The sequence below is a fragment of the Mycolicibacterium chitae genome (assembly GCF_900637205.1).
GTDB classification, from domain to species: Bacteria; Actinomycetota; Actinomycetes; order Mycobacteriales; family Mycobacteriaceae; genus Mycobacterium; species Mycobacterium chitae.
Genome location: NZ_LR134355.1, coordinates 4113300 through 4136528, shown reverse-complemented (window position 1 = coordinate 4136528; position 23229 = coordinate 4113300). Strand labels below are relative to the sequence as shown.

The 23229-nt window shown below is 66.2% G+C and carries 24 protein-coding genes and 1 tRNA gene; 12 read left to right on the top strand and 13 right to left on the bottom strand.

What is annotated here, in order from left to right; translation table 11 throughout:
- Positions 1-25: 25 nt before the first annotated feature.
- Positions 26-883 carry an MlaE family ABC transporter permease gene (locus EL338_RS19810; RefSeq protein WP_126335312.1) on the bottom strand — a complete coding sequence of 286 codons (858 nt, stop codon included), beginning with the start codon at positions 881-883 and terminating at the stop codon, positions 26-28.
- A 1-nt stretch (position 884) separates the two neighbouring features.
- A complete protein-coding gene (locus EL338_RS19805; RefSeq protein WP_276005641.1) occupies positions 885-1754 on the bottom strand; it encodes an MlaE family ABC transporter permease in 870 nt (289 codons plus the stop codon).
- A 468-nt stretch (positions 1755-2222) separates the two neighbouring features.
- On the opposite strand from EL338_RS19805, the gene EL338_RS19800 reads away from it, so the two are divergent.
- Positions 2223-2759 (top strand): hypothetical protein, encoded by a 537-nt coding sequence (locus tag EL338_RS19800; RefSeq protein ID WP_163791857.1) that lies wholly within the window; start codon positions 2223-2225, stop codon positions 2757-2759.
- A 10-nt stretch (positions 2760-2769) separates the two neighbouring features.
- Here EL338_RS19800 and EL338_RS19795 read toward each other — a convergent pair whose 3' ends face one another.
- The 3 genes from EL338_RS19795 to EL338_RS19785 form a co-directional block, all read right to left on the bottom strand.
- On the bottom strand, positions 2770-3795 hold the full coding sequence (locus tag EL338_RS19795) for an NAD(P)H-dependent glycerol-3-phosphate dehydrogenase (RefSeq protein WP_126335311.1): 1026 nt from the start codon (positions 3793-3795) through the stop codon (positions 2770-2772).
- 72 nt (positions 3796-3867) lie between these two features.
- Entirely contained in the window at positions 3868-5379 is a 1512-nt protein-coding gene (locus EL338_RS19790) for a flavin-containing monooxygenase (RefSeq protein WP_126335310.1), read from the bottom strand.
- An 81-nt stretch (positions 5380-5460) separates the two neighbouring features.
- Positions 5461-5952, bottom strand: coding sequence for a YajQ family cyclic di-GMP-binding protein (locus EL338_RS19785; protein WP_126335309.1), 492 nt, complete (start codon positions 5950-5952; stop codon positions 5461-5463).
- 117 nt (positions 5953-6069) lie between these two features.
- On the opposite strand from EL338_RS19785, the gene EL338_RS19780 reads away from it, so the two are divergent.
- Positions 6070-6155: transfer RNA gene (locus EL338_RS19780), tRNA-Tyr, on the top strand.
- Between the two features lie 208 nt (positions 6156-6363).
- Here the strand turns inward: EL338_RS19780 and EL338_RS19775 are convergent.
- The 5 genes from EL338_RS19775 to EL338_RS19755 form a co-directional block, all read right to left on the bottom strand.
- Entirely contained in the window at positions 6364-6729 is a 366-nt protein-coding gene (locus EL338_RS19775; protein WP_235666221.1) for a hypothetical protein, read from the bottom strand.
- Positions 6726-6998, bottom strand: a complete 273-nt coding sequence (locus EL338_RS19770; protein WP_126335308.1) for a transposase — start codon at positions 6996-6998, stop codon at positions 6726-6728. The genes EL338_RS19775 and EL338_RS19770 overlap by 4 nt, the downstream gene beginning before the upstream one ends.
- Positions 6999-7139: 141 nt before the next feature.
- Positions 7140-8645 (bottom strand): CotH kinase family protein, encoded by a 1506-nt coding sequence (locus tag EL338_RS19765; protein WP_126335307.1) that lies wholly within the window; start codon positions 8643-8645, stop codon positions 7140-7142.
- Positions 8626-9303, bottom strand: a complete 678-nt coding sequence (locus EL338_RS19760) for a DUF4956 domain-containing protein (protein ID WP_126335306.1) — start codon at positions 9301-9303, stop codon at positions 8626-8628. The genes EL338_RS19765 and EL338_RS19760 overlap by 20 nt, the downstream gene beginning before the upstream one ends.
- Before the next feature lie 24 nt (positions 9304-9327).
- Positions 9328-10206: a polyphosphate polymerase domain-containing protein gene (locus EL338_RS19755; RefSeq protein ID WP_126335305.1), complete on the bottom strand. Its 879-nt coding sequence runs from the start codon at positions 10204-10206 to the stop codon at positions 9328-9330.
- Between the two features lie 181 nt (positions 10207-10387).
- Here EL338_RS19755 and EL338_RS19750 point away from each other — a divergent pair, with 181 nt between their 5' ends.
- Positions 10388-11197, top strand: coding sequence for a TspO-related membrane protein (locus EL338_RS19750; RefSeq protein ID WP_126335304.1), 810 nt, complete (start codon positions 10388-10390; stop codon positions 11195-11197).
- A gap of 18 nt (positions 11198-11215) precedes the next feature.
- Here EL338_RS19750 and EL338_RS19745 read toward each other — a convergent pair whose 3' ends face one another.
- The gene (locus EL338_RS19745) at positions 11216-12151 is read right to left on the bottom strand and encodes a serine hydrolase (protein WP_126335303.1); all 936 of its coding nucleotides are present in this window, start codon (positions 12149-12151) and stop codon (positions 11216-11218) included.
- A gap of 205 nt (positions 12152-12356) precedes the next feature.
- Positions 12357-13760: an IS1380 family transposase gene (locus tag EL338_RS19740; protein WP_126332676.1), complete on the bottom strand. Its 1404-nt coding sequence runs from the start codon at positions 13758-13760 to the stop codon at positions 12357-12359.
- Positions 13761-14047: 287 nt separating this feature from the next.
- On the opposite strand from EL338_RS19740, the gene EL338_RS19735 reads away from it, so the two are divergent.
- Positions 14048-15052 carry a hypothetical protein gene (locus EL338_RS19735; protein ID WP_126335302.1) on the top strand — a complete coding sequence of 335 codons (1005 nt, stop codon included), beginning with the start codon at positions 14048-14050 and terminating at the stop codon, positions 15050-15052.
- Positions 15053-15115: 63 nt separating this feature from the next.
- Positions 15116-15574, top strand: a complete 459-nt coding sequence (locus EL338_RS19730) for a hypothetical protein (RefSeq protein WP_126335301.1) — start codon at positions 15116-15118, stop codon at positions 15572-15574.
- Here EL338_RS19730 and EL338_RS19725 read toward each other — a convergent pair.
- On the bottom strand, positions 15571-16398 hold the full coding sequence (locus EL338_RS19725) for a sigma-70 family RNA polymerase sigma factor (protein ID WP_126335300.1): 828 nt from the start codon (positions 16396-16398) through the stop codon (positions 15571-15573). The genes EL338_RS19730 and EL338_RS19725 overlap by 4 nt on opposite strands.
- Before the next feature lie 127 nt (positions 16399-16525).
- On the opposite strand from EL338_RS19725, the gene EL338_RS19720 reads away from it, so the two are divergent.
- The 7 genes from EL338_RS19720 (at position 16526) to EL338_RS19690 (ending at position 23202) form a co-directional block, all read left to right on the top strand.
- Positions 16526-16876 (top strand): DoxX family protein, encoded by a 351-nt coding sequence (locus EL338_RS19720; protein ID WP_126335299.1) that lies wholly within the window; start codon positions 16526-16528, stop codon positions 16874-16876.
- 132 nt (positions 16877-17008) lie between these two features.
- Positions 17009-17836 carry an SDR family NAD(P)-dependent oxidoreductase gene (locus EL338_RS19715; RefSeq protein WP_126335298.1) on the top strand — a complete coding sequence of 276 codons (828 nt, stop codon included), beginning with the start codon at positions 17009-17011 and terminating at the stop codon, positions 17834-17836.
- Between the two features lie 9 nt (positions 17837-17845).
- The gene (locus EL338_RS19710; protein WP_126335297.1) at positions 17846-18703 is read left to right on the top strand and encodes an enoyl-CoA hydratase-related protein; all 858 of its coding nucleotides are present in this window, start codon (positions 17846-17848) and stop codon (positions 18701-18703) included.
- A 29-nt stretch (positions 18704-18732) separates the two neighbouring features.
- Entirely contained in the window at positions 18733-19728 is a 996-nt protein-coding gene (locus EL338_RS19705) for a DUF7064 domain-containing protein (RefSeq protein ID WP_126335296.1), read from the top strand.
- An 18-nt stretch (positions 19729-19746) separates the two neighbouring features.
- Positions 19747-21294 carry an AMP-binding protein gene (locus tag EL338_RS19700; protein ID WP_126335295.1) on the top strand — a complete coding sequence of 516 codons (1548 nt, stop codon included), beginning with the start codon at positions 19747-19749 and terminating at the stop codon, positions 21292-21294.
- Entirely contained in the window at positions 21287-22426 is a 1140-nt protein-coding gene (locus tag EL338_RS19695) for an acyl-CoA dehydrogenase family protein (protein ID WP_126335294.1), read from the top strand. Before EL338_RS19700 ends, EL338_RS19695 begins: the two co-directional genes overlap by 8 nt.
- Positions 22426-23202: an SDR family NAD(P)-dependent oxidoreductase gene (locus tag EL338_RS19690; protein ID WP_126335293.1), complete on the top strand. Its 777-nt coding sequence runs from the start codon at positions 22426-22428 to the stop codon at positions 23200-23202. Before EL338_RS19695 ends, EL338_RS19690 begins: the two co-directional genes overlap by 1 nt.
- The last annotated feature ends 27 nt before the right edge of the window (positions 23203-23229 follow it).

Sequence of the window (23229 nt, the reverse complement as noted above, 5' to 3'; positions counted from 1 at the left end):
ACCCGAAACCTTTGTCAGACACGCCCTAGCCCCCGAACCTAGCGCCGGCGTCCACCGTCCACAGCGCCATCGTCAGGAGCATGTTCACGATGATCACGACGGTGATGCTGGCCCGCATGGCGTGGCCGGCCGCGACCCCGACGCCCTCGGGCCCACCCGAGGCGTAGAAGCCGTAGTAGCACTGGACCGTCGAGGCGATCCACACGAAGATGATGGTCTTGATCAGTGAGTAGACGATGTCCTGACCGGACAGCATCAGCGTGAAGTAGTGCAGGTAGGAACCCGTCGCGCCGCCGCTGATGATCCGTACCACCAGTTGGGTGGTCAGGTAGCTGACCGCCAGGCACGCCGCGTACAGCGGGATCACCGCCACCACCGAGGCCATCAGGCGCGTGGTCACCAGATACGGGATGGGCCGGATGGCGACCGCCTCGAGCGCGTCGATCTCCTCGGCGATGCGCATGGACCCCAGTTGCGCGGTGAAGCGGCAGCCGGCCTGGGTGGCGAACGCGAGCGACGCGGCGATCGGGGCCAGCTCGCGTGTGTTGACCAGCGAGGAGATGATGCCGGTCGCCGGCCCCAGTCCCAGCAGGTCCAGGAAGTTGTAGCCCTCGATGCCGACCAGCGCACCGACCGTGATGCCCAGCACTATCGCGACCCCGGCCGTGCCGCCGCCGACCACCAAGGAGCCGTTGCCCCAGGCAATGTCGGAGAGCAGCCGGATGAACTCGTTGCGGTAGTGGCGCAGCGCGACGGGCACCGCGGCCAGGGCCCGCACGAAGAACACCAGCATGTGACCCAGCCGGATCAGCGGCACCGAGGTCCGCTGGTACAGCCAGCGCCACGGCGCCAGGATCTTCGGGGTGTAGGCCGATGCCGTCACGTCAGAGCCCCACGCGCGGGAACATCATGATGTAGAGCTGGCTGATGGCCACGTTGACCACCATCAGGATGAGGATCGATTCCACGACCGCGGCGTTGACGGAGTTGGCCACCCCCGTCGGCCCACCGACCGTGGACAGCCCCTTCTGACAGGAGACGATGGCCACGATGGCGCCGAAGATCACCGCCTTGATCAGCGCGACCACCAGGTCGCCGGTGGTGGCGAACGAGGCGAAGGTGGCCACGAAGCTGCCCGGGGCGCCGTTCTGGAAGTACACGTTGAACAGGTAGCTGGCCAGGAAACCGACGAAGCAGACCACCCCGGTGAGCGCGACACCGATCATCACCGCCGCGACGAAGCGCGGCACCACCAGGCGGCGGATCACCGAGACGCCCATGACCTCCATGGCGTCGGTCTCCTCGCGCATCTTGCGGGAACCGAGGTCCGCGGTGATCGCCGAACCGACCGCGGCGGCCATCAGGATCGCGGCCGTCAGCGAGGCGGCCTGCCGGATGACTGCCAGCCCGCTGGCCGCGCCGGCCAGGGAGGTGGCGCCGACCTGCCCGGCCAGCAGCGCGAACTGGATCGACAGCGTGACGCCGATGGGCAGCGCCACCAGAACCGTTGGCACCACGGCCGTTCCGGCCATGAAGGCACCCTGCCGGATGAACTCGCGCCACTGGAAGCGCCCGGTCGCCAGGTCGATGAACAGGTACTGCAGCGTGCGCACCGCGAGGACGAACTGGTCGCCGACGGTGGCCAGCGAGGCGAGGGGGTGGCGCCGGGCGTAGCCGGTGGCCCAGTCCTCGATGGTGCTGACGCCGGATGGCGGGGCACCACTCGGTGGGGTCCCGTCGACCGGCACAGTCAAACTTCCTCCCTGGGTCCCTGACCGCCGTGGTGTTGTGAAGACCGGCGTTGTCAACTTTGAGACGGTATCGACGCCGCGGCCGCATGTCTTGGTTTTGACGAGAATCGCCGTACACATATTTGGGAAGTTGTTCATTGCGCGCGCCGGGGCGATACGCGTCGCCCGATGGCATTATTGACGCCAAAGTCAGGCGTCACGAGGGTTTTTTCGGCGCGGAGACGGTTCGCTGGTGGGATGGGGCGCCGTTGGTTCGCGGGGCTCGGCGGCGGAGCGGCGGGGGCGTGGCGACCGGCCACCGGAGTTAACTTAGGTACGGTCCCGCGGCTTCGGTCCGCCGGGGCGGTATCCGAAGCGGACTTCGCGCTGAAGTGTAAGGGCCCGGTCGCGGCGGCACTGCGTTATGCACGCGCCGTCGAGTCCGGGCGTAACGATCTGCGGGTCCGATGCCGAAGCCTTAGTGTGGGCACCGTGTGGAGCAGAGTTGTTCTGGCAGGAGCAGGGCTGGCCGCGGCCGCCGCGATCGCGTCGCCGCTGTCGGCGTCGGCCGAACCCGCGCCGCCACCGCCGGCCGTCCCGGACGTCAACGCGCTGCCGTTGGTCAGCCCCGTGGAGTACTCGGTGATGAACGACCGCTACTTCGCCTTCGGCACCGCCGACGGCCTGACGTGCGCGTTCGACCGCACCAGCGGGGCCTACGGCTGCAGTGGGCCCATTCCGGCCGCACCCGGTGGCGCCAACGTCGTCAGCGGGGGAGCTTTCGGTGCGCCGGGCTTCACCTCGGCCGCCCAGCCGATCTTCCAGAATCTGGGGCCGGTCAAGCAGTTGCCGCCCAACACCCGGATGAGCTTTCGCACCGTCAGTTGCACCACCGACGGCGCGGCCACCACGATGTGCGTCAACGCCCAGGATCAGACCGGGTTCGTGCTGACTCCGTCAGGCAGCTTCGTGCTGTCCAGCAACCCGCTGCTGGAGCGCCCCGAGGGCACCAACCCCTACGCCAACTGACGTCGGGGACTCAGAAGCCCGAGCCGTGCACCTCGTGGCCGGGCTTCTCGGCGATCAGGCCGCGGTAGGCCTGCTCCACCGTGGAGCCGTGGTTGATGACGCCGTCCACCTCGCGCGCGATCGGCATGTTCAGGCCGTACTGGTTGGCGAACTCCATGATGACGCTGGCGGCCTTGACGCCCTCGGCGACCTGGTTCATCGCGGCGATGACCTCGTCGATCGACTTGCCCTGTCCGAGTTGCTCGCCGACGTGACGGTTGCGGCTGCGCTGGGAGGTGCAGGTGACGATCAGGTCGCCCATGCCCGCCAGCCCGGCGAACGTGTCGCGCTGGCCGCCGACGGCCTCGCCGAGCTTGGACATCTCGCGGATGGCGCGGGCCATCACCATCGCGCGGGTGTTCTCCCCGATGCCCAGCGAATAGCCCATGCCGACGGCGATGGCGTAGACGTTCTTCAGTGCGCCGGCCATCTCCACCCCGATCACGTCGTCGGTGGTGTAGGTGCGGAACCGCTTGGTGCGGAACAACTTTGCCAGATAGGCGGCCTGGCTCTGGTCGGGCATGGCCAACACCGCCGCGGCGGCGTACCCCTCGGCGACCTCGCGGGCGATGTTGGGACCGGCGAGGATCCCGGCCGGATGCCCCGGCAGCACCTCCTCGACGATCTGGCTCATCCGCATGTTCGTGCCCTGCTCGAGACCCTTGACCAGCGACACCACCGGGACCCACGGCCGCAGTTCCTTGGCCAGCTCGCCCAGCACGCTGCGGAAGCCGTGCGAGGGCACCCCCATCACGATGACGTCGGCGGTGTTGGCCGCCTCGGAGAAGTCGTTGGTGGCGCGCAGCGAGTCCGGCAACTCCACCTCACCGCCGAGGTAGCCGGTGTTGCGATGGTGTTCGTTGATGTCCTTGGCGGTGGCCTCGGAACGCACCCACTGCAGTGTCGGGCAACGGCGGGCGCAGATCGCCGCGACCGTCGTTCCCCACGACCCCCCGCCCAGCACCACAACCTTCGGTTGACGCAGATCTGAACCCATGCCGCTCAGGGTATTGCCGGCCCTGCCCGTTGGCGGCGCTTTGCCCGGACCCAGCGGCGCGTCGGATTGCGGCTAAGCGCTCAGCGGGCTGCGGTGCGCGACCCGGCCGAAGATCATCGACTCCTCGATGCGGTCGAAGCGGTGGTCGATGGCATCGGCGAAGAAGTTCTGCCGCACGTTCCAGGGCCGCTTGGTGCCGGACTTCGGCAGCGCGTGCGGGGCGCGCTGCACGTAGCCGGCGTTGATGTCCCAGGACAGCTTCTCGGGCATCGGCTCGTCGCCGAGGTGCGGATAGGCGTGGGTGTAGCCGTGGGCGTCCATGAAGGCGACCAGCTTGGCGAACTGCTCGGCGGTCATGTCGGCGCGCAGCGTCCAGGAGGCGTTGGTGTAGCCCAGGCACCAGGCCAGGTTGGGCACGTCCTCGAGCATGTGCGCCTTGTAGGCGTAACGGTCCTGCGGCTTGATCTCGGTGCCGTCCAAGCTGATTCGGACCCCGCCGAGGGCCTGCAGCTGCAGGCCCGTGGCGGTGGCCACGATGTCGGCGGTGAGGTGCTGGCCGGATTTCAGCCAGATGCCGGTGGCGTCGAAGCGGTCGATGTGGTCGGTGATGATCTCCACCTTGCCGGCCGAGACCGCGTTGAACAGATCGCCGTCGGCGTCGAGGCACAGCCGCTGATCCCACGGGTTGTAGCGCGGCTTGAAGTGCACGTCGACCGGATAGCCGCTGGGCAGGTTGGCGGTTGCGCGGCGGCGGATGAAGCCGCGCATCATGGCGGGGAACTTGCGCGACAGGAACCACACCACGCCCTCGAACAGGGCGGCGAACCAGCGCGCGAACCAGTGCGAGAACTTGCGCGGGGCGAAGTTGCGGACGAACTGGACGATCCCGTTGACCCGCTTACCCGGGAACACGTACGTCGGGGAGCGTTGCAGCATGACGACCTTGGCCGCGCGCTCGGCCAGGGCGGGCACCAGCGTGACCGCCGTGGCGCCGCTGCCGATCACCACCACCCGCTTGTCGGTGTAGTCGAGGTCCTCGGGCCAGTGCTGGGGGTTGGCGACGACGCCCTCGTACTTGTCGATGCCGGGGAACTCCGGGACGTAGGGCTCGTCGTAGTTGTAGTAGCCGCTGCCGAAGAACAGGAAGCGGGCTTGGAAGGACTTGGTGGCGCCCCCCTGGTCGACCTGCACGGTCCAGGTGTCCGTCGTCGAGTCCCAGTCGGCGCTGCGCACGTAGGAGCCGAACCGGATGTGGCTGTCGATGCGGTGCTTGGCGGCGAAGTCGATCAGGTAGTTGCGGATGTCGGCGCCGTCGGCGACGCCGTCGCGGTGCGTCCAGGGCTCGTACGGGAAGCTCAGCGTGAAGATCGAGCTGTCCGAGCGGACCCCCGGGTAGCGGAACAGATCCCAGGTGCCGCCGATCTGGTCGCGACGCTCCAAGATGACGTAGCGGGCTCCCGGGTTCCGCTCGACCAGGCGGTAGGCGGCGCCGAGACCGGAGATCCCGGCGCCGATGATCACCACGTCGAACTGTTCGGTGTTGCCGCCGGTGTCGACCTGTGAATCGTGCTCGATCGTCGTCATGGAAGACCCTCTCGCGGTGTGCTCTTCGTCACTGCCCACGATAGGCATCAACCCACTGGTTGACCAGCGGCCTGTCCGGCGTCAGCGGTAGTTGACGAACTGCAGCGCAACCTCGAGGTCGGCGCCCTTGAGCAGCGCGATCACGGCCTGCAGGTCGTCGCGCTTCTTGGAGCTGACCCGGATCTCCTCGCCCTGGATCTGCGCCTTGACGCCCTTGGGCCCCTCGTCACGGATGAGCTTGGTGATCTTCTTGGCGTTCTCGGAGTCGATGCCCTGCTTGAGGCTGCCCGTCAGGCGGTAGGTCTTGCCGCTGGCCTGCGGCTCGCCGGCGTCGAACGCCTTCATGGAGATGTCGCGGCGGACCAGCTTCTCCTTGAAGACGTCGACCGCGGCCTTGAGGCGCTCCTCGGTGGAGCTGACCAGCTCGATGGCCTCCTCGCCCTTCCAGGCGATCGTGGTGTCGGTGCCCCGGAAGTCGAAGCGGGTCGCCAGCTCCTTGGCCGCCTGGTTCAGCGCGTTGTCCACCTCCTGACGATCGACCTTGCTCACGACGTCGAACGATGAATCCGCCATTGGATGCCATCCCCTCTCACTCGGTGGTGTCCCGTTTTCGTGTTGGGTACATCCTCGTTGTACCCTGCTAGTCGCACCAACCCGGGTGCTCCTCTGACCCGGGCGTGGCGCACACCCGGCAGGTTGCCCGAGCGGCCAATGGGAGCGGACTGTAAATCCGTCGGCTTACGCCTACAGTGGTTCGAATCCACTACCTGCCACCATGGTCAGGCCCCCTTTCGAGGGGGCCTGATTTGGTTTTGTGGGTGCTTGGGGTTCGTCCACGCCCAGGGTTGACATGTTGTACCCATCGCGCGAGTGGGCCCGCGAACAAGTCACCCCTCGGCGAAGGTTGCGGCGACATTCAAACTGCTTCGAAACCGGGCCGGGGAACTACTCGCTCTATCTCCCGGACTACTGAGCGTGTGGTGGTCACTCCCTACCTACGGGCGCAGTAGGCTCCATCGACCGCAACCGCTGGGTGACCCGCAATGTCACTGCCTCCAATTGCGACGCCATCCCGGCCAAGTCTGACGGCTCGAACTCGCTTTCGGCGATCAGTTTCAGCAACTGCTCACGCGCAACCGTTGACGACGGCAAGCCTCGCCGCTTCGCGATCTGCTCGATGGCCTCGAACTCTTCCGGGTTCAACCGCACCTGCAGCACCTTGGACCGGGCCCGGCCCGGGCGGCTGACCTTGACGTGCGGAGGGATCGGGCGATCGGTTTGGTCAGCCTCGGCGGCCTCAATCTCGTCGGCTTCGGCCAGGGCCTGCTCAAGTCGTTTACCCATGGTCATTCCTGCCTTTCGTATTTGCGGGAGTCGGTGTCATTTGACGGCCACGCATTGATTCCAAATACCGTGCCGGCCTCTTCGACGGTGATAACGGTGACGAGCGCGCCGAATGATGGCGAGTATCCGATGGTTCGGACGCTAACGCCGGATTTGCTGGCTGGATCGGGATCCTGCACCAGGCGCGCCGGGTCTGTAAGCGCCTCGTCGGCTATCGCCGGCGTCATTCTCCGCTTGGCGATGTACTCGCCTCGCTTGCTCCAGTCGACAGGCATGCTATGAATGTATTTGAAAGTGTAATACAAAAAAGGCTCCGGCAAGCCTTTGGTGATAGACCTTCAACAGAGATCACCGTCACTCGAACAACCATCGAGATCGACGAAATGCCGGACAGCTCTCGCGCAAACCGGTTCCAACTACCTTTGGGCAACAGGGTCCAGCGCGGCCATCCGCTTGTCGATCCAGCGATGCATCGAGTCCACCGCCTCGCGTAGCTCCTGCTCGCCGAGCCCCTCGCCGGTCGGCACGGTCGCAGCGATCGCGTCCAGTCGAGTGTGGGCGTGCCCGCCGGCGTACATCTGCTCGTAGAGATCCCAGTACGCCTCGTCGTAGGTCTCGGCCCAGACCTTCGAGTCCAGGAACTTGTCCTTGAGCTGGTTGCCGCCCAGCGGCGGCCGGTCGCCCCTGCCGTCGTTGTCGACACCGGGCGGTGGGCCGGCGCCCTCCGGGATCTTCAGCTCCACCTTGTCCCGCGGTCCCGTCGCGGCGTCGCCGACCATCGCCAGGTTGAGATCCCAAGACACCACCGAGATCTTCTTTGTCGCCAGGTCGTACCAGAGGTAATAGTTCTGGCCCGGCCCGCCCATGTCGTCGGCGTTGACCAACAGGTTCTGGGTGGCCACGTAGCGGGCCAGCGATTCGACATCGACCCAGTCGGCCAGCCGGGCGTCGAACTCGTCCTGATCGGCGTCCTGCAGCCACTCGACGAAGTTGATGATCGGCTGCAGGTTGCCGCTGTCGGCGGCGTTGATCTGTTTGAACTGGTGGGCGTACTGGGACTGATCGGTGCCGACGAACTCGAGGCGCGACTTCGCGTCGGCCTTGTAGAGGTAGCCGTCGGAGTCGAACAGCCCGTTGGCGTAGGCGTCGTCGGGGTGCTCCAGCAGCAGCCGGGTGGTGCTCTGCCCGTTGAACGTATAGGTGGCATACGCATAGCGCTGCGTGGGTTGGCCCGACTCGGCGGTCAGCGACAACGCCAGCGCCTCGTTGAGCACCGGCGCGCCGGGGCGTACCGAGAGCTCGGTGAGGCCCTGATAGCCGCGCCCGGCGGCGTTCTCGTTGAAGCTGATCAGCAACGGCAACGACGTCGGGTCGTCGGCCGAGGCGGCCATCGACATCATCGTCTTCATGAACTCGTCTGACACGGGCGGCTTTCCGGATCCGCCGGGCCCGCCAGGCCCGCCAGGCCCGCCAGGCGGGCCACCCGGACCACCCGGGCCACCGGGCCCGGGTGGGCCGTCGCCGCGCAGGCCCATCAGCGTCGAATTGCCCTTCAGCCGCACGGCCACATCACTGATCGGGGTGCCGTCGATGGTGATGTCCGCGCTCACCCACTTCTTGGCGCCGTCGTTCACATACGCCGAGACCATGTCGTGGTACTCCGCATCGGTGAGCTCGACGGTCAGGGTGTGCGGCACCGTGGCGTCGAACAGATCGACGGTGCCGGTGATGTTCTCGGTGATGGGGGAGGCCAGCACGGTGACGTCGCCGGTGATGTACGGACGGATCACCGTCTGGCCGAAGGCCGTCATCAGGCCGACCGTGGCAACAACCAGCAACGCCAACAACTTCCAGTGCTGGCGCAGACGGGTAGGGATCCGGTGGACGAACCGCCGACGTGGCTCAGATGTCGGTCTGGTCATAACCGGTCAGCACCGTCACCCGCTGTCCGCTGTTGACCGCGCCCAGCGCGGCGATCAGCTCGCCGGCCTTGCGGCCCTTCTTCAGTTGCGCGGTGTAGTACAGCTCGTTGAGCGCCCCGGCGCGGGTGGATTCGGTTGACACCAGCTCGAATTCGGAGCAGAACTCGATCAGCACATCCTCGACCCGGGCGGTGTACTCGGGCTCCGGCGGAACCTGGACCTTGACCACCTGGCGCTGCACGTCCAGCGAGAACCAGTTGAACCGGTACATGATGACCAGCACCAGGCACACCACCACCGTCGCGACCGCGGCCAGCAGGTAGAACCGCGTGCCGGTGGTCATACCGATCGCCATGGCCAGGAAGACGAATCCGACATCACGAGTTTCCTTGATGGCGTTGCGGAATCGGATCACCGACAGCGCGCCCACCAGAGCGAACGCGCGGGCGATGTTGGAGCCGACCACCAGCATGATCACCGAGATCACCATGCACACCATCACCAGCGTCTGCACGTAGGACTGGCTGTAGGAGACGTTCTTGTGGGTGTAGCGGTAGACCCAGCCGATGATCGACGCCAGCACGAACGAGAGCGCCAGCGAAGCGGCGACGTCGAACACGGTGAACGTCCCGCTGAGGTCCTGCAGGTCGATGGTCATGGAATTCCTTTGTGGAGGTGGGGATTACAGGTCGGCGACGACGGGTTGGTCGGCGGGCATCACCAGTTCCGGTGCGCCCAGCGTCGAGCGTGGGGCCAGCCCGAAGGCCTGCACCGACTGGCAGTACTTCGAGATCCGCACGACGGACATGTCGGCGCGGGCAGCCAGGTCGGTGACCCAGTAGGGGACCCGCTCGTTGGCCTTGATCTCGACGATCGCCAGCTTGGGCGGGATGGTGTAGCGATTGGCGGCCCCGGAGGCGAAATGGAAATCCCGGTCGCGGCCATGCACCTTGTGATCGATGGTGACCCGCAGGCCCAGGTCGGCCTCGCGCCCGATGAACGCCTCACGCAGGTAGCCGGTGGTCACAACGGGCCGCAGGTCGAGATTGCCCACCAGCATGGCGACCTCGTCGACGAACGGGCGTTCGGCGGGACTGCAGGAGATCGGCTCGCGCTGATCGAGCCAGCGCCGCGCGGTTCCGTAGGGCAGGGCAAGGCGGCGCTTTTGGGTGACCCGGTTGACGCGCTGTTTGATCTCGACCTGTACCGAGGTGTCCTCGGTGCATTCCGACGGCGTGCCGTACAGCCGCATCCGCAGCTTGCGGCGAAACCGCAGGCCCTCGATCTTCTCCCAGTAGAACCGCAGATCCGGGGTGTCGTAGTACAGCGAAGTGACGGGGTAGCCGCCGCGGGGGGAGTAGGGGTCGGCGGACATGTGTGCGGCAAGTTGTTCGCGCAGGGCCGGCACCTTCATCTCGTCGAGCAGGTACTTGATCTCGTAGCGATTGAACGCGTGCAGGCGACTGGCGGTCTGCTGATACCCGGTCGGGGTGGTCGGGACGTCCTCGGGTTGCTGGGTGCCACCGGGCGCACGCCTGGAGAATCGGTCGAACACTCTCATCGCTTTTCGTCGTCTTTCCCGCTCGTTCATACTTAGTTCATCTAGCAGACCATCTAAAGCTATGCGATTCCTGTGCGGCGGCTAGGTGTAGCGACTGTGACCCAGATCTAGGCCGGTCAGGATTCAAAAGTGCCGGTAGCGGGCATAGGGCGGGCACACGCACGAGGCAGAGGAGTCCCGCATGTCGTCACCCGCCGCCGGTCCCGAGGTTCAGAAACGGACCATGAACGGCGTCGTGCTGGCCGTCGCGGTCGCCGTCGCCACCATCGGCATGATCGCCGTCAACGCGTTGGCGAACGCACTCCCGATCAACGGTCAGGGCACCGGCGAGGTCACCCTGCGTTACGACGTCTACTTCATCCCCGCGGGCTACGCCTTCAGCATCTGGAGCGTGATCTACCTCGGCCTGATCGGCTACACCGTTTACCTGGTGTGGGCGGTCTTCGGTCACCGCAGCGCCGGGGCGGCGCTGGCGATCGCGCCGTGGTACCTGCTGACGGCGGTGGCCAATGCCGGCTGGCTGCTGGCCTGGCACTACAACCAGTTCCCGCTGAGCATGCTGCTCATGGTCGTGTTGCTGGTGGCGCTGATCGTCATCTACCGGATGCTCGCGGTGCGGCCGGCGGCCTCGCGGCTCGAGCTGTGGACCGTGCACATCCCGTTCCGGGTCTACCTCGGTTGGATCTCGGTGGCCACCATCGCCAATGCCACCATCACGCTCGACGACGCGGGTTGGAACGGTTTCGGCATCGCCGAGCCGACGTGGGGCGTCATCATGATTCTGGTCGCGACGGCGCTGGGCCTGGTGATGAGCTTCATGTACTCCGACATCGCCTATGCGGCCGTGATCGTCTGGGCGCTGGTGGCCGTGGCGATCCGGCTCAGCGACACCACCTCGATTTTCGTCACCGCCTTGGCCGGTGCGGTGGTGCTGACCGGGGTCGCGGTGGTCACTGCGCTGCGTCGGCGCAGGATGGTTCCGGTTCTATAGGTCGGGCTCCAATCCTGGTCACCCTCCCTCGCAGCGGCCGGACGGCAGCTTGTGGAGGCGGTCGCCTATCCAACGAGTCACCTGGGTGAGGTCCCGGACGCCATCTTGGAAAACTCCCGAGTGTGGTTGGGCGGCAACCGCAACGGCCAGCGCCCCGCCGTCGGTGGTCGTGAGCAATCCGAACTGGCGGACGAGATAGCTGCCCGCTTCGTCCGGACCCCACCCGCCTTTGAACCGTGCTGCCGGCTGCTCACCCAGTCCCCATGCTTGGTCGGCCGCGATATCGCCCATAAGGGCGAGGACGGGCTCGTCGCGCGGATCGCATGCCGCATGCGCTAGAAATGCAGCTTGCTCCTTCAGTGGCCAGAGGGTTTGTCCGAACGCAGTAAAGCCTGGCCTGATGCGTTCCGACTGGACGACTGACGGGTCACCGGCTTCCGTCAGGACCTGTTGAACCTTTTGCGCTGCCGTCGATGGTTCACCGAGATCTGACCAAAGTTGTTCGGCCGCAGCGTTGTCCGACAACGTGATTGCGGCACGCGCCGTGTCGGTCACGGTAGGCGAGGTTGAGTCACGGATCGCTGCGATCGCCAGTGGCACCTTGATGGTGGACCAGGCCGGACCTTGCTGCCACGACCCGAACTGAATGGCTTCCGATGGGTTGTTGATCGGGTGGACGGCGAGTCCGATGGTTGAAGCTATGTTCTGTTCGAGCGCAGCGAAGGCCGTGGCCAGGGTGCCCTCCGGCATCGCTGGGGTATCGGTATCAGGGCCGGTCTTGGTGAGAGCAGGCGGTGAGGCAGCTGGAGCGTCCGATGTAAGCACCGCCGTGGTCTCCATCGGCGTCGGGCCACCGTCGTGTTCCGCCGGTTGCGTCACCAGATGCACTGAAGCGAACACCAATCCCGCCACCATCAGAACGGCCGCGACAATCAGAGCCAGCTGGTGTGTCATGGGTGGCTTCGGAGAGTGTCGGGATCGCGGCCGAGCACGATGACGGTGACCCGACGCTGCCATGGCTTTAGCCTCGATCCACTGATGGATTGGGTGGCTGTGCTGGGGGTGGCTGTTGATGGTCGACTTTGGCGGTGAGCAGGTGGTATCGGCTGGTCTGCTCCAGCTTTTCCTGTGTGCTCCGGTTGGGCCTTTCGGCAGATGATCAGGTTGATGTGGGTGCAGGTGGGCTGTATCCGATGGTGTTGCGCCACAGTGTGAGCCAGTGCTGTGCCCACGGCCAATGCTGTGGTAGGTGCAGGATCGGCCGGCGTTGGGGGCGGGCCAGTCGGGCGGGGATGGTGATGAGGCGCCGCCGCAACGTTGATCCTCGTGCGACTGCGTGGGCGCCGCCGGCCAGGATGCCGGCGGCGTGCAGCAGGTTGTGGGCGATCGCGGCGCACAGGATCCAGGCCGAGTTCGCCCCGAAGCGTCCTGAGGGCATGTGGGCCAGGGGTCCGTCGATGAGGTCGGCGAACACGGTCTCGATGATGGCGTGGCGGCGGTGGGTGATGTCGGCGGTGTCGACGGGTTCGTCGGTGTCGGTGAAGAACGGGTGATACCGCCACACCGGGAATAGTGCATCTGGGTAGCGGGCGTCTTTGACGCGGCGCACGATCAGCCGGGCGGTGACCGGATGGTTGGTGGAACCAAAAGCGGTATAGGTGGTTTCGGCGACTTCGGCGTCAGAGATCCATGCGCCGGTGTCAGGATCGCGGACGGCGCCGGGGTATTTGACCGGGGTCCAGGCATCGTCGGGAATCGAGGCGATTGCCGCAGCGACGGTGGTCGATTTGGTGAGCACGAGTGAGAACCGTGCGCCGGCACGGCGGCAGGCTGCCACGACGGTGCTGTTGCCGTAGGCGGAATCACCGCGGACCAGGATCTGGCCGGTGACCCCGGCGCCGCGGGCGGTCGCCACGGCCTGGGCGATCATGCGGGCTGCGCCCTTGCCGGAGTTGGTCTTGCCTGCGCGCAGCCGTGCCCCGGTGATCACCGGGGCGGCGGTGGCGGTGCTGATCGTTGTGATCAGTGGCGAGAGGCCTTTACGCAGGATCTGTTTCCCGGCGATCTTGGTGTGTCCGTAGGAGGCGCCCTGTTTGGCGTGGCCGTAGACCGGGCGCAGCAGTGAATCGACGTCGATGAACACCCGCTCTTCGGCGCCGGGCAACAGATCGACGCGTCGGTACAGTTCGGCCAGGTGCTCCCGCAGAACTGATTCGAGTTGTCGGGCATGGCCGAAGGTGAACTCCCGCAATAGGGTTCCGATGGTCGAGGGTGCGTACACACCGTCGAACAACGTCTTCATCCCGCCTGAGCGCACGATATCGAGGTCGTCGATACCGTCAGCGCCGGCGCACATCCCGGCGATCAGCGTCGTCAGCTTCGGCGCCGGGTTTGCCGACCCGGATTTGATTCGCGGTTCGGCGATGCGAACCTTGTCGGCCAGCAGCCTTGACAGCCCGGTCTGGGTGGCCAGTGTCATCACCGGCACCAACCCTGCACACGACACGAGATGGGCATCATCGAAGACCGCCGACGACGCGGTGAACCTGTGGGACACTTGCACCGGAAGTGCCTTTCCGAGTTGTGCCGATAAGTGCGTAAGGAACACTCATCATCACAGTTCAGAGGGCACTTTCCTCATTCCGACACCCCATGACCAGCCAGTTCATCGGTGGAACGAGGTTTAGACCATGCGCGAGGGCACCGCACCTGTCAATCGCCGCTATTGAGGGTTTTGTCCGCAACTCACCCGGGCGGGTGTCGGGTTTCTGCTACGGTCCCGTCAAACCACATGTTCTTGTGTCCCACAAGCGTCGTCGTGACGGTGTGGTCCGTGTCGAGGGGGCGCGAATGACAGGGCCGGGTGACGACTCTTGGACCGACGCCGACATCTATCGGGATAGTCAACCGGGCGTTCCGTACCCACCACGGCCGCTGCTACAGGATTCGCCTTTTTACGGACCGAACCTGATCGCCGCCATCGTCTGTGCCGTCGGCATCGTGATTGGTTCGGTAGGCACCTGGGCTTCGTTGAATTCCCTCAGTGCCGGGGGCCTGGAGTTCAAGCCGTGGGGGACGGCCACCCTCATCCTTGGAGCGGTTTCTGCGATAGCACTGTTCGTCCAACTGAATCTCGGACGTACCAACTTCGATCTTCGTTGGTCGGTGCCGCTCTGCTGGTCGGTTCTCGTTGCTGCGGTCGCTTGCATCGCGATTGCGTTGGTACAGATCGTCAAGATTCGCTCTTTTGGCACGGACTATGAAGACGAGATCCTCACTCAGGTTGGTTGGGGGCTATGGCTCGTCGTCATTTGCGCCGGAGTGCTCGGCATTACTGCGCCCATCGTGGCTGGGCAGATCGCCAAGGCCGCAGAGGCTCAGGCCGGAGGAGCGTTGACAGCCTGGGTTCCGGGTTGGAGGTGGGGCGCCGTTGCGACTTCGGCCGCGATATTGATCGTCGCGTTGTTCTTCGCCTATAACCCGACCCGAGTGGATGTCAACATTTCGCAGAGCACCACGGAGACGGTGACTGCTCCGCCGGTCACGGTCGCGCAAGCGGAACCGGAACGGGCGTTCGGCGGAGGTGGGAGTCGCGTGTTGCCTGCTGACGCGACACCGTGCCCGTCGACGTTTGTCGACGCTGAGTTCTCATCATCGGCGGTGGGGACGAGCGTGACATCGTGTGCATTCGCCGAATCGGTGCGGCGCGCCTATATCGGCAATCCGGGCCGTGATCGACCGGTGGTGATCCACGCAACCAGTCCGGTCACCAAACTCAGCTACAGAATGTCCTGCACTGCGGGGCCGGTGGTGCAATGCACCGGTGGTAACGATGCTGTGGTTTACGTCTACTAGCGGTCCTGGCATCTGAGATCTGTCGTCGCAGTGAGGCTAGGTGTTAGAAGGAGGTAGCTGCCGATGGAAGCGCTATTGGCACTCTGGTTCATCTGCGGAATCGTTTGCGCCGTCATCGCGAATTCAAAAGGGCGCAGCGTATTTGGCTGGTTCCTTATCGGCCTGCTCATCGGGTTTTTCGGCGTTATCTTGGTTGCGGTATTGCCCTCTGAACAAAAGACCCCACCAGGTCTACGCGCCGTGAAGTGCCCTCGGTGCAATGCCGCACAGAACGTACCGAACTGTAGTCAATATGAGTGTTGGCAATGCAAAACAGAAATCACTGCGGGTATGCCGAATACCGTGACGGCGAGCACTATTTCTCCGGGTGCGGTATCCGTCACGCCCAGACCGCCGCGGCAAGGGATTGCGAAGCGCACGATACGCTGCCCGCTGTGTAATGCGGAACAAAAAATTCCGACCGGCGCGAAACGTTATACCTGCGGACGATGCGGTGAAATTAGCCCTTCTCCTCGGCTCTAGTCGTGTCCAGGTTTGATCCGGCTGATACCGATCCGGCGCACCAGCCCGTCGCGCACCTCGACGTCGATGACCGCCAGCGGATGACCACCGGGGGCGATGATGCGCACGAGGCGCCCGTCGAGTACCACCTCCACGATGGCGCGGATCCGGTCGGCGAAAAGTGTTGTTTCCTCAGCGATTTGGCGGGCGCCGATGATGCGGGTCGGGGTGCCCGCGGGCACCAGCGACGCGTCGGCCTCGCGCGCGCAGTCCTCGCTCATCAAAGCGACCATCGCCGTCATGTCACCACCGGCGGCAGCGGCCAGAAACGCATCGACGACGGCGGCGTCGGCCGCCCGTGCGGTCCGCTCCGGGATGCCGGCCTGAACCCGTTGGCGCGCTCGGCTGGCGTGCTTCTTGGCGCTCGCCACCGAGGTGCCCAGAGTCTGCGCGATGTCGGTGAATGGGACGTCGAACAAGTCGTGCAGGACGTAGGCGACCCGTTGGGCCGGGGTGAGCGCATCGAGCAGCACCAGTAGGGCGCGGGAGACCTGTTCGCGTTGCAGGTAGTGCTCGTCGGCGGCCACCTGCTCGCCCGGGAGCAGGTCGGCCGACAACGGTTCCTCGCCGCGTCGCCGGCGGGCGCGTAGGTGGTCGAGGCAGACGCGGGTCGTCACTGTGGTCAGCCACGCCGCGCTGTTCCGGACCTCGACGTCCGCTGCGCCGTCGGCGCGCAACCAGGTGGACTGCACGGCGTCCTCGGCGTCGTGCAGGGAACCGAGCAGGCGGAACGCGACCGCCATCAACTGCGGGCGGGCCGCCTCGAAATCTTCCGTCGCTATCACCGGGTGTCACCTTTCTGCGGCGCGTGACGTCGGATCTAGGAGAGAGCCATCTCGACCAGATCGACCGACACCTTGAGGAGCTACCCGTGCATGAGAATACTGCCGCGATACGAGTCGAGGCCGCCGCATGAGCCTGTTGTTGGGCATGACAACGCTGTGCATCGTCGCCAATGCCGGCGTCGCGATCGCCGACTACGCGCGCGCCGACTTCGTGGTGAAGAACTCCGCCGAAGTGGGCGTAGCGCCGGCCGCGGTGCCGTATCTGGCGAGTCTGAAACTGGCCGGGGCGCTGGGCCTGGCCGTCGGGTTGATCGCGGTGCCGTGGTTGGGGCTGGCCGCCGCCATCGGCTTGGTCCTGTTCTTCGTGGGGGCGGTGGCGGTGCACGTCCGGGCCCGGGTGTTCTACAACATCGCCTTCCCGGTGTTCTACCTCTTGCTCGCGGTTGCCGCCGCGGCGTACTTCGCGGTCGGGGCCTGAGTCACCAAGTCATATTCGTCCATACTTGACATTTACCTTTTAGGTAAAAACCCAGGTAACACCGCACTTGACGCGGATTTGAAGTGAAGTTATCGTTCACAACAACTGGAGGAACTTGGAGAGGACGCTGCAGTGGCCACAGGACGACTGGATGGAAAGGTCGCGCTGGTTTCCGGATCGGGGCGCGGGATCGGGCGCGCCGTTGCCGAGAAGCTCGCCGCCGAGGGCGCGCGGGTCGTGGTCAACGACCTCGACGCCGAACCGGCCAAGGAAGTTGTCGCCGCGATCGAGGCCGCCGGCGGGCAGGCGACCGCCTGCGTCGGCAGCGTCACCGCCGCCGACTTCGCCGAGCGTTTCGTCGCCACGGCGGTCGACACCTACGGCGGCCTGGACATCATCGTCAACAACGCCGGCTACACCTGGGACAACGTCATCCAGAAGATGACCGACCAGCAGTGGGACGACATCATCGACGTCCACCTGACCGCCCCGTTCCGCATCCTGCGTGCCGCGCAGCCGGTCATCTCCGGCTTGGCGAAGAAGGAGAAGGCCGAGAACGGACAGGCCTCGCGGCGCTCCATCGTCAACACCTCGTCGACGTCAGGCCTGCTGGGCAACCCGGGCCAGGTCAACTACTCCACCGCCAAGGCCGGCCTGATCGGCATGACCAAGACGCTGGCCAAGGAGTGGGGCCGGTACAACGTCACGGTCAACGCCATCGCCTACGGCGTGATCAACACCCGGCTCACCGAACTCACCACCGAGGCGAAGACCATCGACGTGGAAGGCCGGGAGATCAAGGTCGGCGTCAACCCGGACGTGTATGAGGCGGTGACCACGCAGATCGCGCTCGGTCGCGGCGGCAGCGTCGAGGAGGCCGCCGGCGCGGTGTACCTGCTGTGCGCCCCGGAGTCGAGCTACATCACCGCGCAGACGCTGGTGTGCAGCGGCGGGGCCTGAGCAACTGTCATGACCAGCCAGCAGCCGGCGCAGCCGACGTACGAGGAGATCGACTACCGCTTCGACGACGGCATCGCCGTCATCAGCTTCAACGCCCCGGAACGCCGAAATGCGTTGCGCAACCAGATGTTGTACGACCTCTGGGACGCGCTCGACATCGCCGACCGGGACCCGGCCGTGCGCGCGGTCGTGCTGACCGGTGCCGGCAAGCACTTCTGCGTCGGCGCCGAACTCACCGGACCGGACACGCTGCTCCAAGCGCTCGAGGATGACCGCGCCGGGCAGACCCCGACGGGTTACCGCGAGCCGGGCGGCCGGGTCAGCGAGCGGCTGTTCGACATGCGGACCCCCGTCGTCGCGGCGGTCAACGGCGACGCGGTCGGCGGGGGAGCCTCGATCATGGCCGCCGCCGACGTCCGCATCGCCGGCGACAAGTCCCGCTTCGGGTTCGTCTTCACCCGCCGCGGCGTCGTCCCGGAGAGCGCGTCGTCGTGGTTCCTGCCGCGGCTGGTCGGCGTGACCCGCGCGACCGACTGGGTGCTCTCGGGCCGGGTGTTCGACGCCGCCGAGGCCTACGAGGCCGGGCTGCTGACGCGCGTCGTCGCCGCCGACGCGGTGCTCGACGAGGCCATGGCCTACGCGCGGGTGTTCGTCACCGAAACCTCGCCGACCTCGGTCGCATTGGCGCGACGGTTGCTCGGCCGCAGTTGGGGGCACCCGACACCGAGGGCGGCTGCCGAAGACGAGTCCCGGGTCTATGCCAGCCGGCTGCGCACCGCGGACGTACACGAAGGCGTGATGTCCTTCCTCGAACGCCGCCCCGCGGTGTTCCCGCCGTTGGACGATCATCCCGCCGACTACTTCTGAACACCACAGCGATCCGGAGGAACGCAGGCATGACCAACTCAGCACCATTCACCGCATGTCAGTACGGCGCCGACGCCGAGTTGACCCACGATCCGGCCGGTATCTCCAACTACAACGAGAGTGTCTACGTCAACTTCGTCGACCCGCTCGGCGAAGTCAGCGCCCTGATGCGCATCGGCAACCGGCCCACCATGGGCTACTCCGAGGCGACCGTGCAGCTGACGCTGCCGGGTGGCCGGATCGCCCTGCGGGCCGGGCGCGAACCCAACGAGACCAACGACCGGTGGGCGACCCAGGGCCTCGAGATCGCGGTCAAGGAGCCGACCCGGACCCTCGAGGTCAACTACCGCAACACCGTTGCGCTCATCGACACCCCGTCGCTGCTGGCCGAGCGCGGCCGGCAGGCGCTGAAGAACGCGCCGTCGCTGGAGTGCGAGATCGCGCTCACCTTCGAGGCCTCGGTCCCGTTGTTCACCATCGCCGAGGACGGCGACTGCACGCCGGGCAGCTCCCAGATCGCCACCGACCACTACGAGCAGTTCGGGCACGTCAGCGGGACGGTCCGGGTCGGATCGACCACCTGGACGGTCGACAAGGCCACCTCTTTCCGCGACCACTCGTGGGGGCCGCGGGAGTGGGCGTCCTACAACGGTGAATGGCTGGCGGCCTGGTTGGCCGATGGCACCGCGATCACTGCCTACGGGGAAATCGAGCCGACCGGCGAACGTGCCTCGGGCGGCGTGGTGGTCACCCCGGACGGCGTCTTCCACCCGATCCGTGAGTACACCGTATACACCGACTACGCCGGTGAGGCAACGTATTCCGGTCGCAACACCGCGGTCATCACCGCCGATGGGCTACCGACTCTGGTGCTCGACGGGTCGATCAACCACTTCGTGCCGGTCACCCAGCGCACGGCCGACCGGGCCGCGCGGATGGGCCAGATGTCCGTGCGCTACGCGGGTGGACAGGGTGGTTGGGGCATCGCCGAGTTCCTGCGGCCCCTCACTCCTCCGGCGCGCTGACGGCAGAGGAGAGCCAGGATGTATCCCGGGCCCAAGGCACAGGAGTATCCCGACCGTCCCGCGGTGATCATGGCGGGCAGCCGTGAAACCCTGACCTATCGGCAGCTCGACGAGCGTGCCAACCAGGTGGCGAACTACTTCCGCTCGCTGGGGCTGCAGCGCACCGACCCGATCGCGCTGCTGATGGAAAATCACCTCGACATGATCGTGGCGATGTCGGCGGCCGAGCGGTGCGGGCTGTACTACACGCCGGTCAACTCGTTCCTGTCGGTCGAGGAAGTCGCCTACATCGTCGACGACTGCGGCGCCCAGCTGCTGCTGACGACCGCCGCCAAACTCGAAGTGGCGCAGGGTCTGCCGAGTCGCTGCCCGAAGGTCCGGCACTGGCTGGTGGCCGATGTGGCCGACCCGCCGGCACCGTTCGCCGGCCTGGCGGCCGTCATCGAGGAGTTCCCGACGACACCGGGTGACGATGAACGGTTGGGCACCCCGATGTTCTATTCGTCGGGCACCACCGGTCGACCCAAGGCCGTCAAGCGTCACCTGCCGGATGTCTCGCCGCAGGAGCAGTTGGGCATCGAGGAGATGGGCAAGCGCCTCTTCCGGATGCGCGAGGGTATGACGTTCCTGTCGACGGCGCCGCTGTATCACTCGGGCCCGCAATCCAGCATCTCGATCGGTATGCGCCTGGGTGCCACCCACATCGTGATGGACCGCTTCGACACCGAGCAGTTCCTCGCCCTGATCGACGAGTTCAAGGTCACCCACACCATGGTGGTCCCCACCATGTTCTCGCGAGTACTCAAGCTGCCCAAGGACGTTCGGGACAAGTACGACTACTCGTCGCTGGAGGCCGTGGTGCACGGCGCTGCGCCGTGCCCGCGCCAGGTCAAGCAGGAGATGCTCGACTGGTGGGGCCCGGTCATCTACGAGTACTACGGCGGCACCGAGGCCAACGGCACCTGCGGTTGCACGCCCGAGGAATGGTTGGCCAATCCGGGCACCGTCGGCAAGGCCTTCTTCGGCGAGATCGTCATCCGCGACGACGACGGCAACGAACTGCCGCCGGGCCAGCCCGGCACCATCTGGTTCCGCGGCGGCAACAGCTCGTTCGAGTACCTCAACGACCCCGAGAAGACCGCCGAGGCACAGGATTCCAGCGGCACCATGTCGAAGATCGGCGATATCGGCTACCTCAATGAGGAGGGGTACCTGTTCCTCACCGACCGGCAGGCCTTCGTCATCATCTCCGGCGGGGTGAACATCTACCCGCAGGAGATCGAGAACCTGCTCATCACCCATCCCGAGGTGATGGACGCCGCGGTGTTCGGCGTTCCCGACGAGGACTTCGGCGAGGCGGTCAAGGCCGTCATCCAACCGCTGGACCCCGACGGCGGGACACCCGAACTCGCCCAGCGCCTCCGCGAGTTCTGCCTGGAGCACCTGGCCCGATTCAAGTGCCCCAAGTCGTTCGACTTCATCGACGAGATGCCGCGGCTGCCGACCGGCAAGCTGTACAAGCGCCAACTGCGTGACCAGTACTGGAAGGACATGGCGAGTGCGTAGGACGCTCTACACCGAGGAGCACGAGGCCTTTCGAAAGGCCTTCCGCGCCTTCATCGATCACGCCGCGGTGCCGCACGTCGAGGCGTGGGAGGAGGCCGGCACCGTCGACCGCGAGTTCATCCGCGCCGCCGGCGAGGGCGGGTTCCTGGGCTTCGAGTTCGCCCCCGAGTTCGGCGGCCTGGGCATCTCCGACTTCCGGTACAACGCCGTGATGACCGAGGAGGTCGTGGCCTCCGGGATGGTCGGCGACCTGTTCTCGATGCAGAACGACATCATCGTGCCGTACCTGCGGGATCTGGCGACCCCCGAACAGCAGCAGCGTTGGCTGCCCGGATTCACCCGCGGCGAATGCGTCACCGCGCTCGGGCTGACCGAACCCGGCGCGGGCTCGGACCTGGCCGCCATCAAGAGCACCGGCCGCCGCGAGGGTGACCACCTAGTCCTCAACGGCCAGAAGACGTTCATCACCAGCGGAGCGACCTGCGACCTGGCGATCGTGCTGGTGCGCACCGGCGAACGCGACGGCCGCGGCACCACCTTCGTCGCCGTCGAGAACGGCACCCCGGGCTTCGAACGGGGCCGCCCGATGCACAAGATCGGCCGCAAGGCCCAGGACACCGCCGAGCTGTTCTTCACGGATTGCCGGGTCCCCGTGACCAATATCATCGGCGAGCCCGGGCGTGGATTCGGTTGCGCCATCGCCAATCTGCCCCGCGAGCGGCTGTCCATCGCGGTCGCGGCGATCGCCTCGGCGCGTCAGGCCCTGGAGCTGGGCCTGGATCACGTGCGGCAGCGCGACGCGTTCGGCGGCCCGCTGGCGCAGTTGCAGTCGGTGCGGATGCAGATCGCCGAGATGCACACCGACATCGCCGTGCTGGGCGAGTATGTCGACCGCTGCGTGCTCGCACTCAACGACGGCGAGCTGACCGCGGCCGAGGCGGCCGGCGCGAAGTACAAGGCCACCGAACTGCAGTGGGAGGTCCTGGACCGGGTGCTGCAGCTGTTCGGCGGCTACGGCTATATCGAGGAGTACCCGATAGCCCGGATGTGGCGCGATGCGCGCATCCAGCGGATCTACGGTGGATCGAACGAAGTCATGAAGGATCTGGTCGGACGAGCGGTGGTGGGTTGATGTCAGGGTTGCAGGGCCGGGTGGCGATCGTCACCGGCAGTTCGCGCGGCGTGGGTCGCGCGATCGCGCTGCGGTTGGCCGCCGACGGCGCGGCGGTCGCGATCAACTACCGGCGTGAGGCCGCCGCGGCCGATGAGGTCGTCGCCGAGATCGTCGCGGCCGGAGGCAAAGCCAAGGCCTACGGCGCGGCCATCAACGACGAGGCCGCCGTGGACGCGATGGTCGAGGCCGTGCGCACCGATCTCGGCCCGGTGGACATCGTGGTCAGCAACGCGGGCACCGCGAGCAAGGGGCAGTCCGTCGGTGACACCCCGGCCGCGGACTTCCTGTCGTTGCTGCAGGTGCACACGCTGGGCCCGATCCACCTGCTGCAGAAGGTGCTGCCCGATATGCGGGCGGCCGGGCGCGGCGACGTCGTGATGGTCTCGAGCAGCACGGTCGCCGACGCGCCCGCGCTGTCCGCGCCCTACACCATGGCCAAGGCCGCCATGGAGATGTGCGTCCGGACCATCGCGCAGGAGGAGCGCGCCAACGGTATCCGGGCCAACATCGTGGCGCCGGGCCTGGTGGAGACGGAGATGGGTCGACGCCTCGTGAAGGCGGCGACCGGCGGCGGGACGATGGACGACATCGCCGCTTCGTACCCGTTCGGTCGGGTCTGCACCCCCGAGGATGTCGCCGGGACGGTGGCCTACCTGGTCTCCGCCGACGCGTCGTACGTGACCGCCCAGCGCATCACGGTCGACGGCGGCGGCCGGTCGGTCCAAGTGGTCTAGCCGCGACACGGAGAAGGAACTGAAACT

Excerpts from the sequence above, each read along its gene's own strand:
- EL338_RS19755 (WP_126335305.1), bottom strand. The coding sequence starts at position 10,206 with ATGAGAGTGTTCGACCGATTCTCCAGGCGTGCGCCCGGTGGCACCCAG.
- EL338_RS19720 (WP_126335299.1), top strand. The coding sequence starts at position 16,526 with ATGAGCCTGTTGTTGGGCATGACAACGCTGTGCATCGTCGCCAATGCC.
- EL338_RS19760 (WP_126335306.1), bottom strand. The coding sequence starts at position 9,303 with ATGACCATCGACCTGCAGGACCTCAGCGGGACGTTCACCGTGTTCGAC.
- EL338_RS19735 (WP_126335302.1), top strand. The coding sequence starts at position 14,048 with ATGACAGGGCCGGGTGACGACTCTTGGACCGACGCCGACATCTATCGG.
- EL338_RS19730 (WP_126335301.1), top strand. The coding sequence starts at position 15,116 with ATGGAAGCGCTATTGGCACTCTGGTTCATCTGCGGAATCGTTTGCGCC.
- EL338_RS19775 (WP_235666221.1), bottom strand. The coding sequence starts at position 6,729 with ATGACCATGGGTAAACGACTTGAGCAGGCCCTGGCCGAAGCCGACGAG.
- EL338_RS19765 (WP_126335307.1), bottom strand. The coding sequence starts at position 8,645 with ATGACCAGACCGACATCTGAGCCACGTCGGCGGTTCGTCCACCGGATC.
- EL338_RS19795 (WP_126335311.1), bottom strand. The coding sequence starts at position 3,795 with ATGGGTTCAGATCTGCGTCAACCGAAGGTTGTGGTGCTGGGCGGGGGG.
- EL338_RS19750 (WP_126335304.1), top strand. The coding sequence starts at position 10,388 with ATGTCGTCACCCGCCGCCGGTCCCGAGGTTCAGAAACGGACCATGAAC.
- EL338_RS19790 (WP_126335310.1), bottom strand. The coding sequence starts at position 5,379 with ATGACGACGATCGAGCACGATTCACAGGTCGACACCGGCGGCAACACC.
- EL338_RS19745 (WP_126335303.1), bottom strand. The coding sequence starts at position 12,151 with ATGACACACCAGCTGGCTCTGATTGTCGCGGCCGTTCTGATGGTGGCG.
- EL338_RS19690 (WP_126335293.1), top strand. The coding sequence starts at position 22,426 with ATGTCAGGGTTGCAGGGCCGGGTGGCGATCGTCACCGGCAGTTCGCGC.
- EL338_RS19785 (WP_126335309.1), bottom strand. The coding sequence starts at position 5,952 with ATGGCGGATTCATCGTTCGACGTCGTGAGCAAGGTCGATCGTCAGGAG.
- EL338_RS19705 (WP_126335296.1), top strand. The coding sequence starts at position 18,733 with ATGACCAACTCAGCACCATTCACCGCATGTCAGTACGGCGCCGACGCC.
- EL338_RS19700 (WP_126335295.1), top strand. The coding sequence starts at position 19,747 with ATGTATCCCGGGCCCAAGGCACAGGAGTATCCCGACCGTCCCGCGGTG.
- EL338_RS19710 (WP_126335297.1), top strand. The coding sequence starts at position 17,846 with ATGACCAGCCAGCAGCCGGCGCAGCCGACGTACGAGGAGATCGACTAC.
- EL338_RS19770 (WP_126335308.1), bottom strand. The coding sequence starts at position 6,998 with ATGCCTGTCGACTGGAGCAAGCGAGGCGAGTACATCGCCAAGCGGAGA.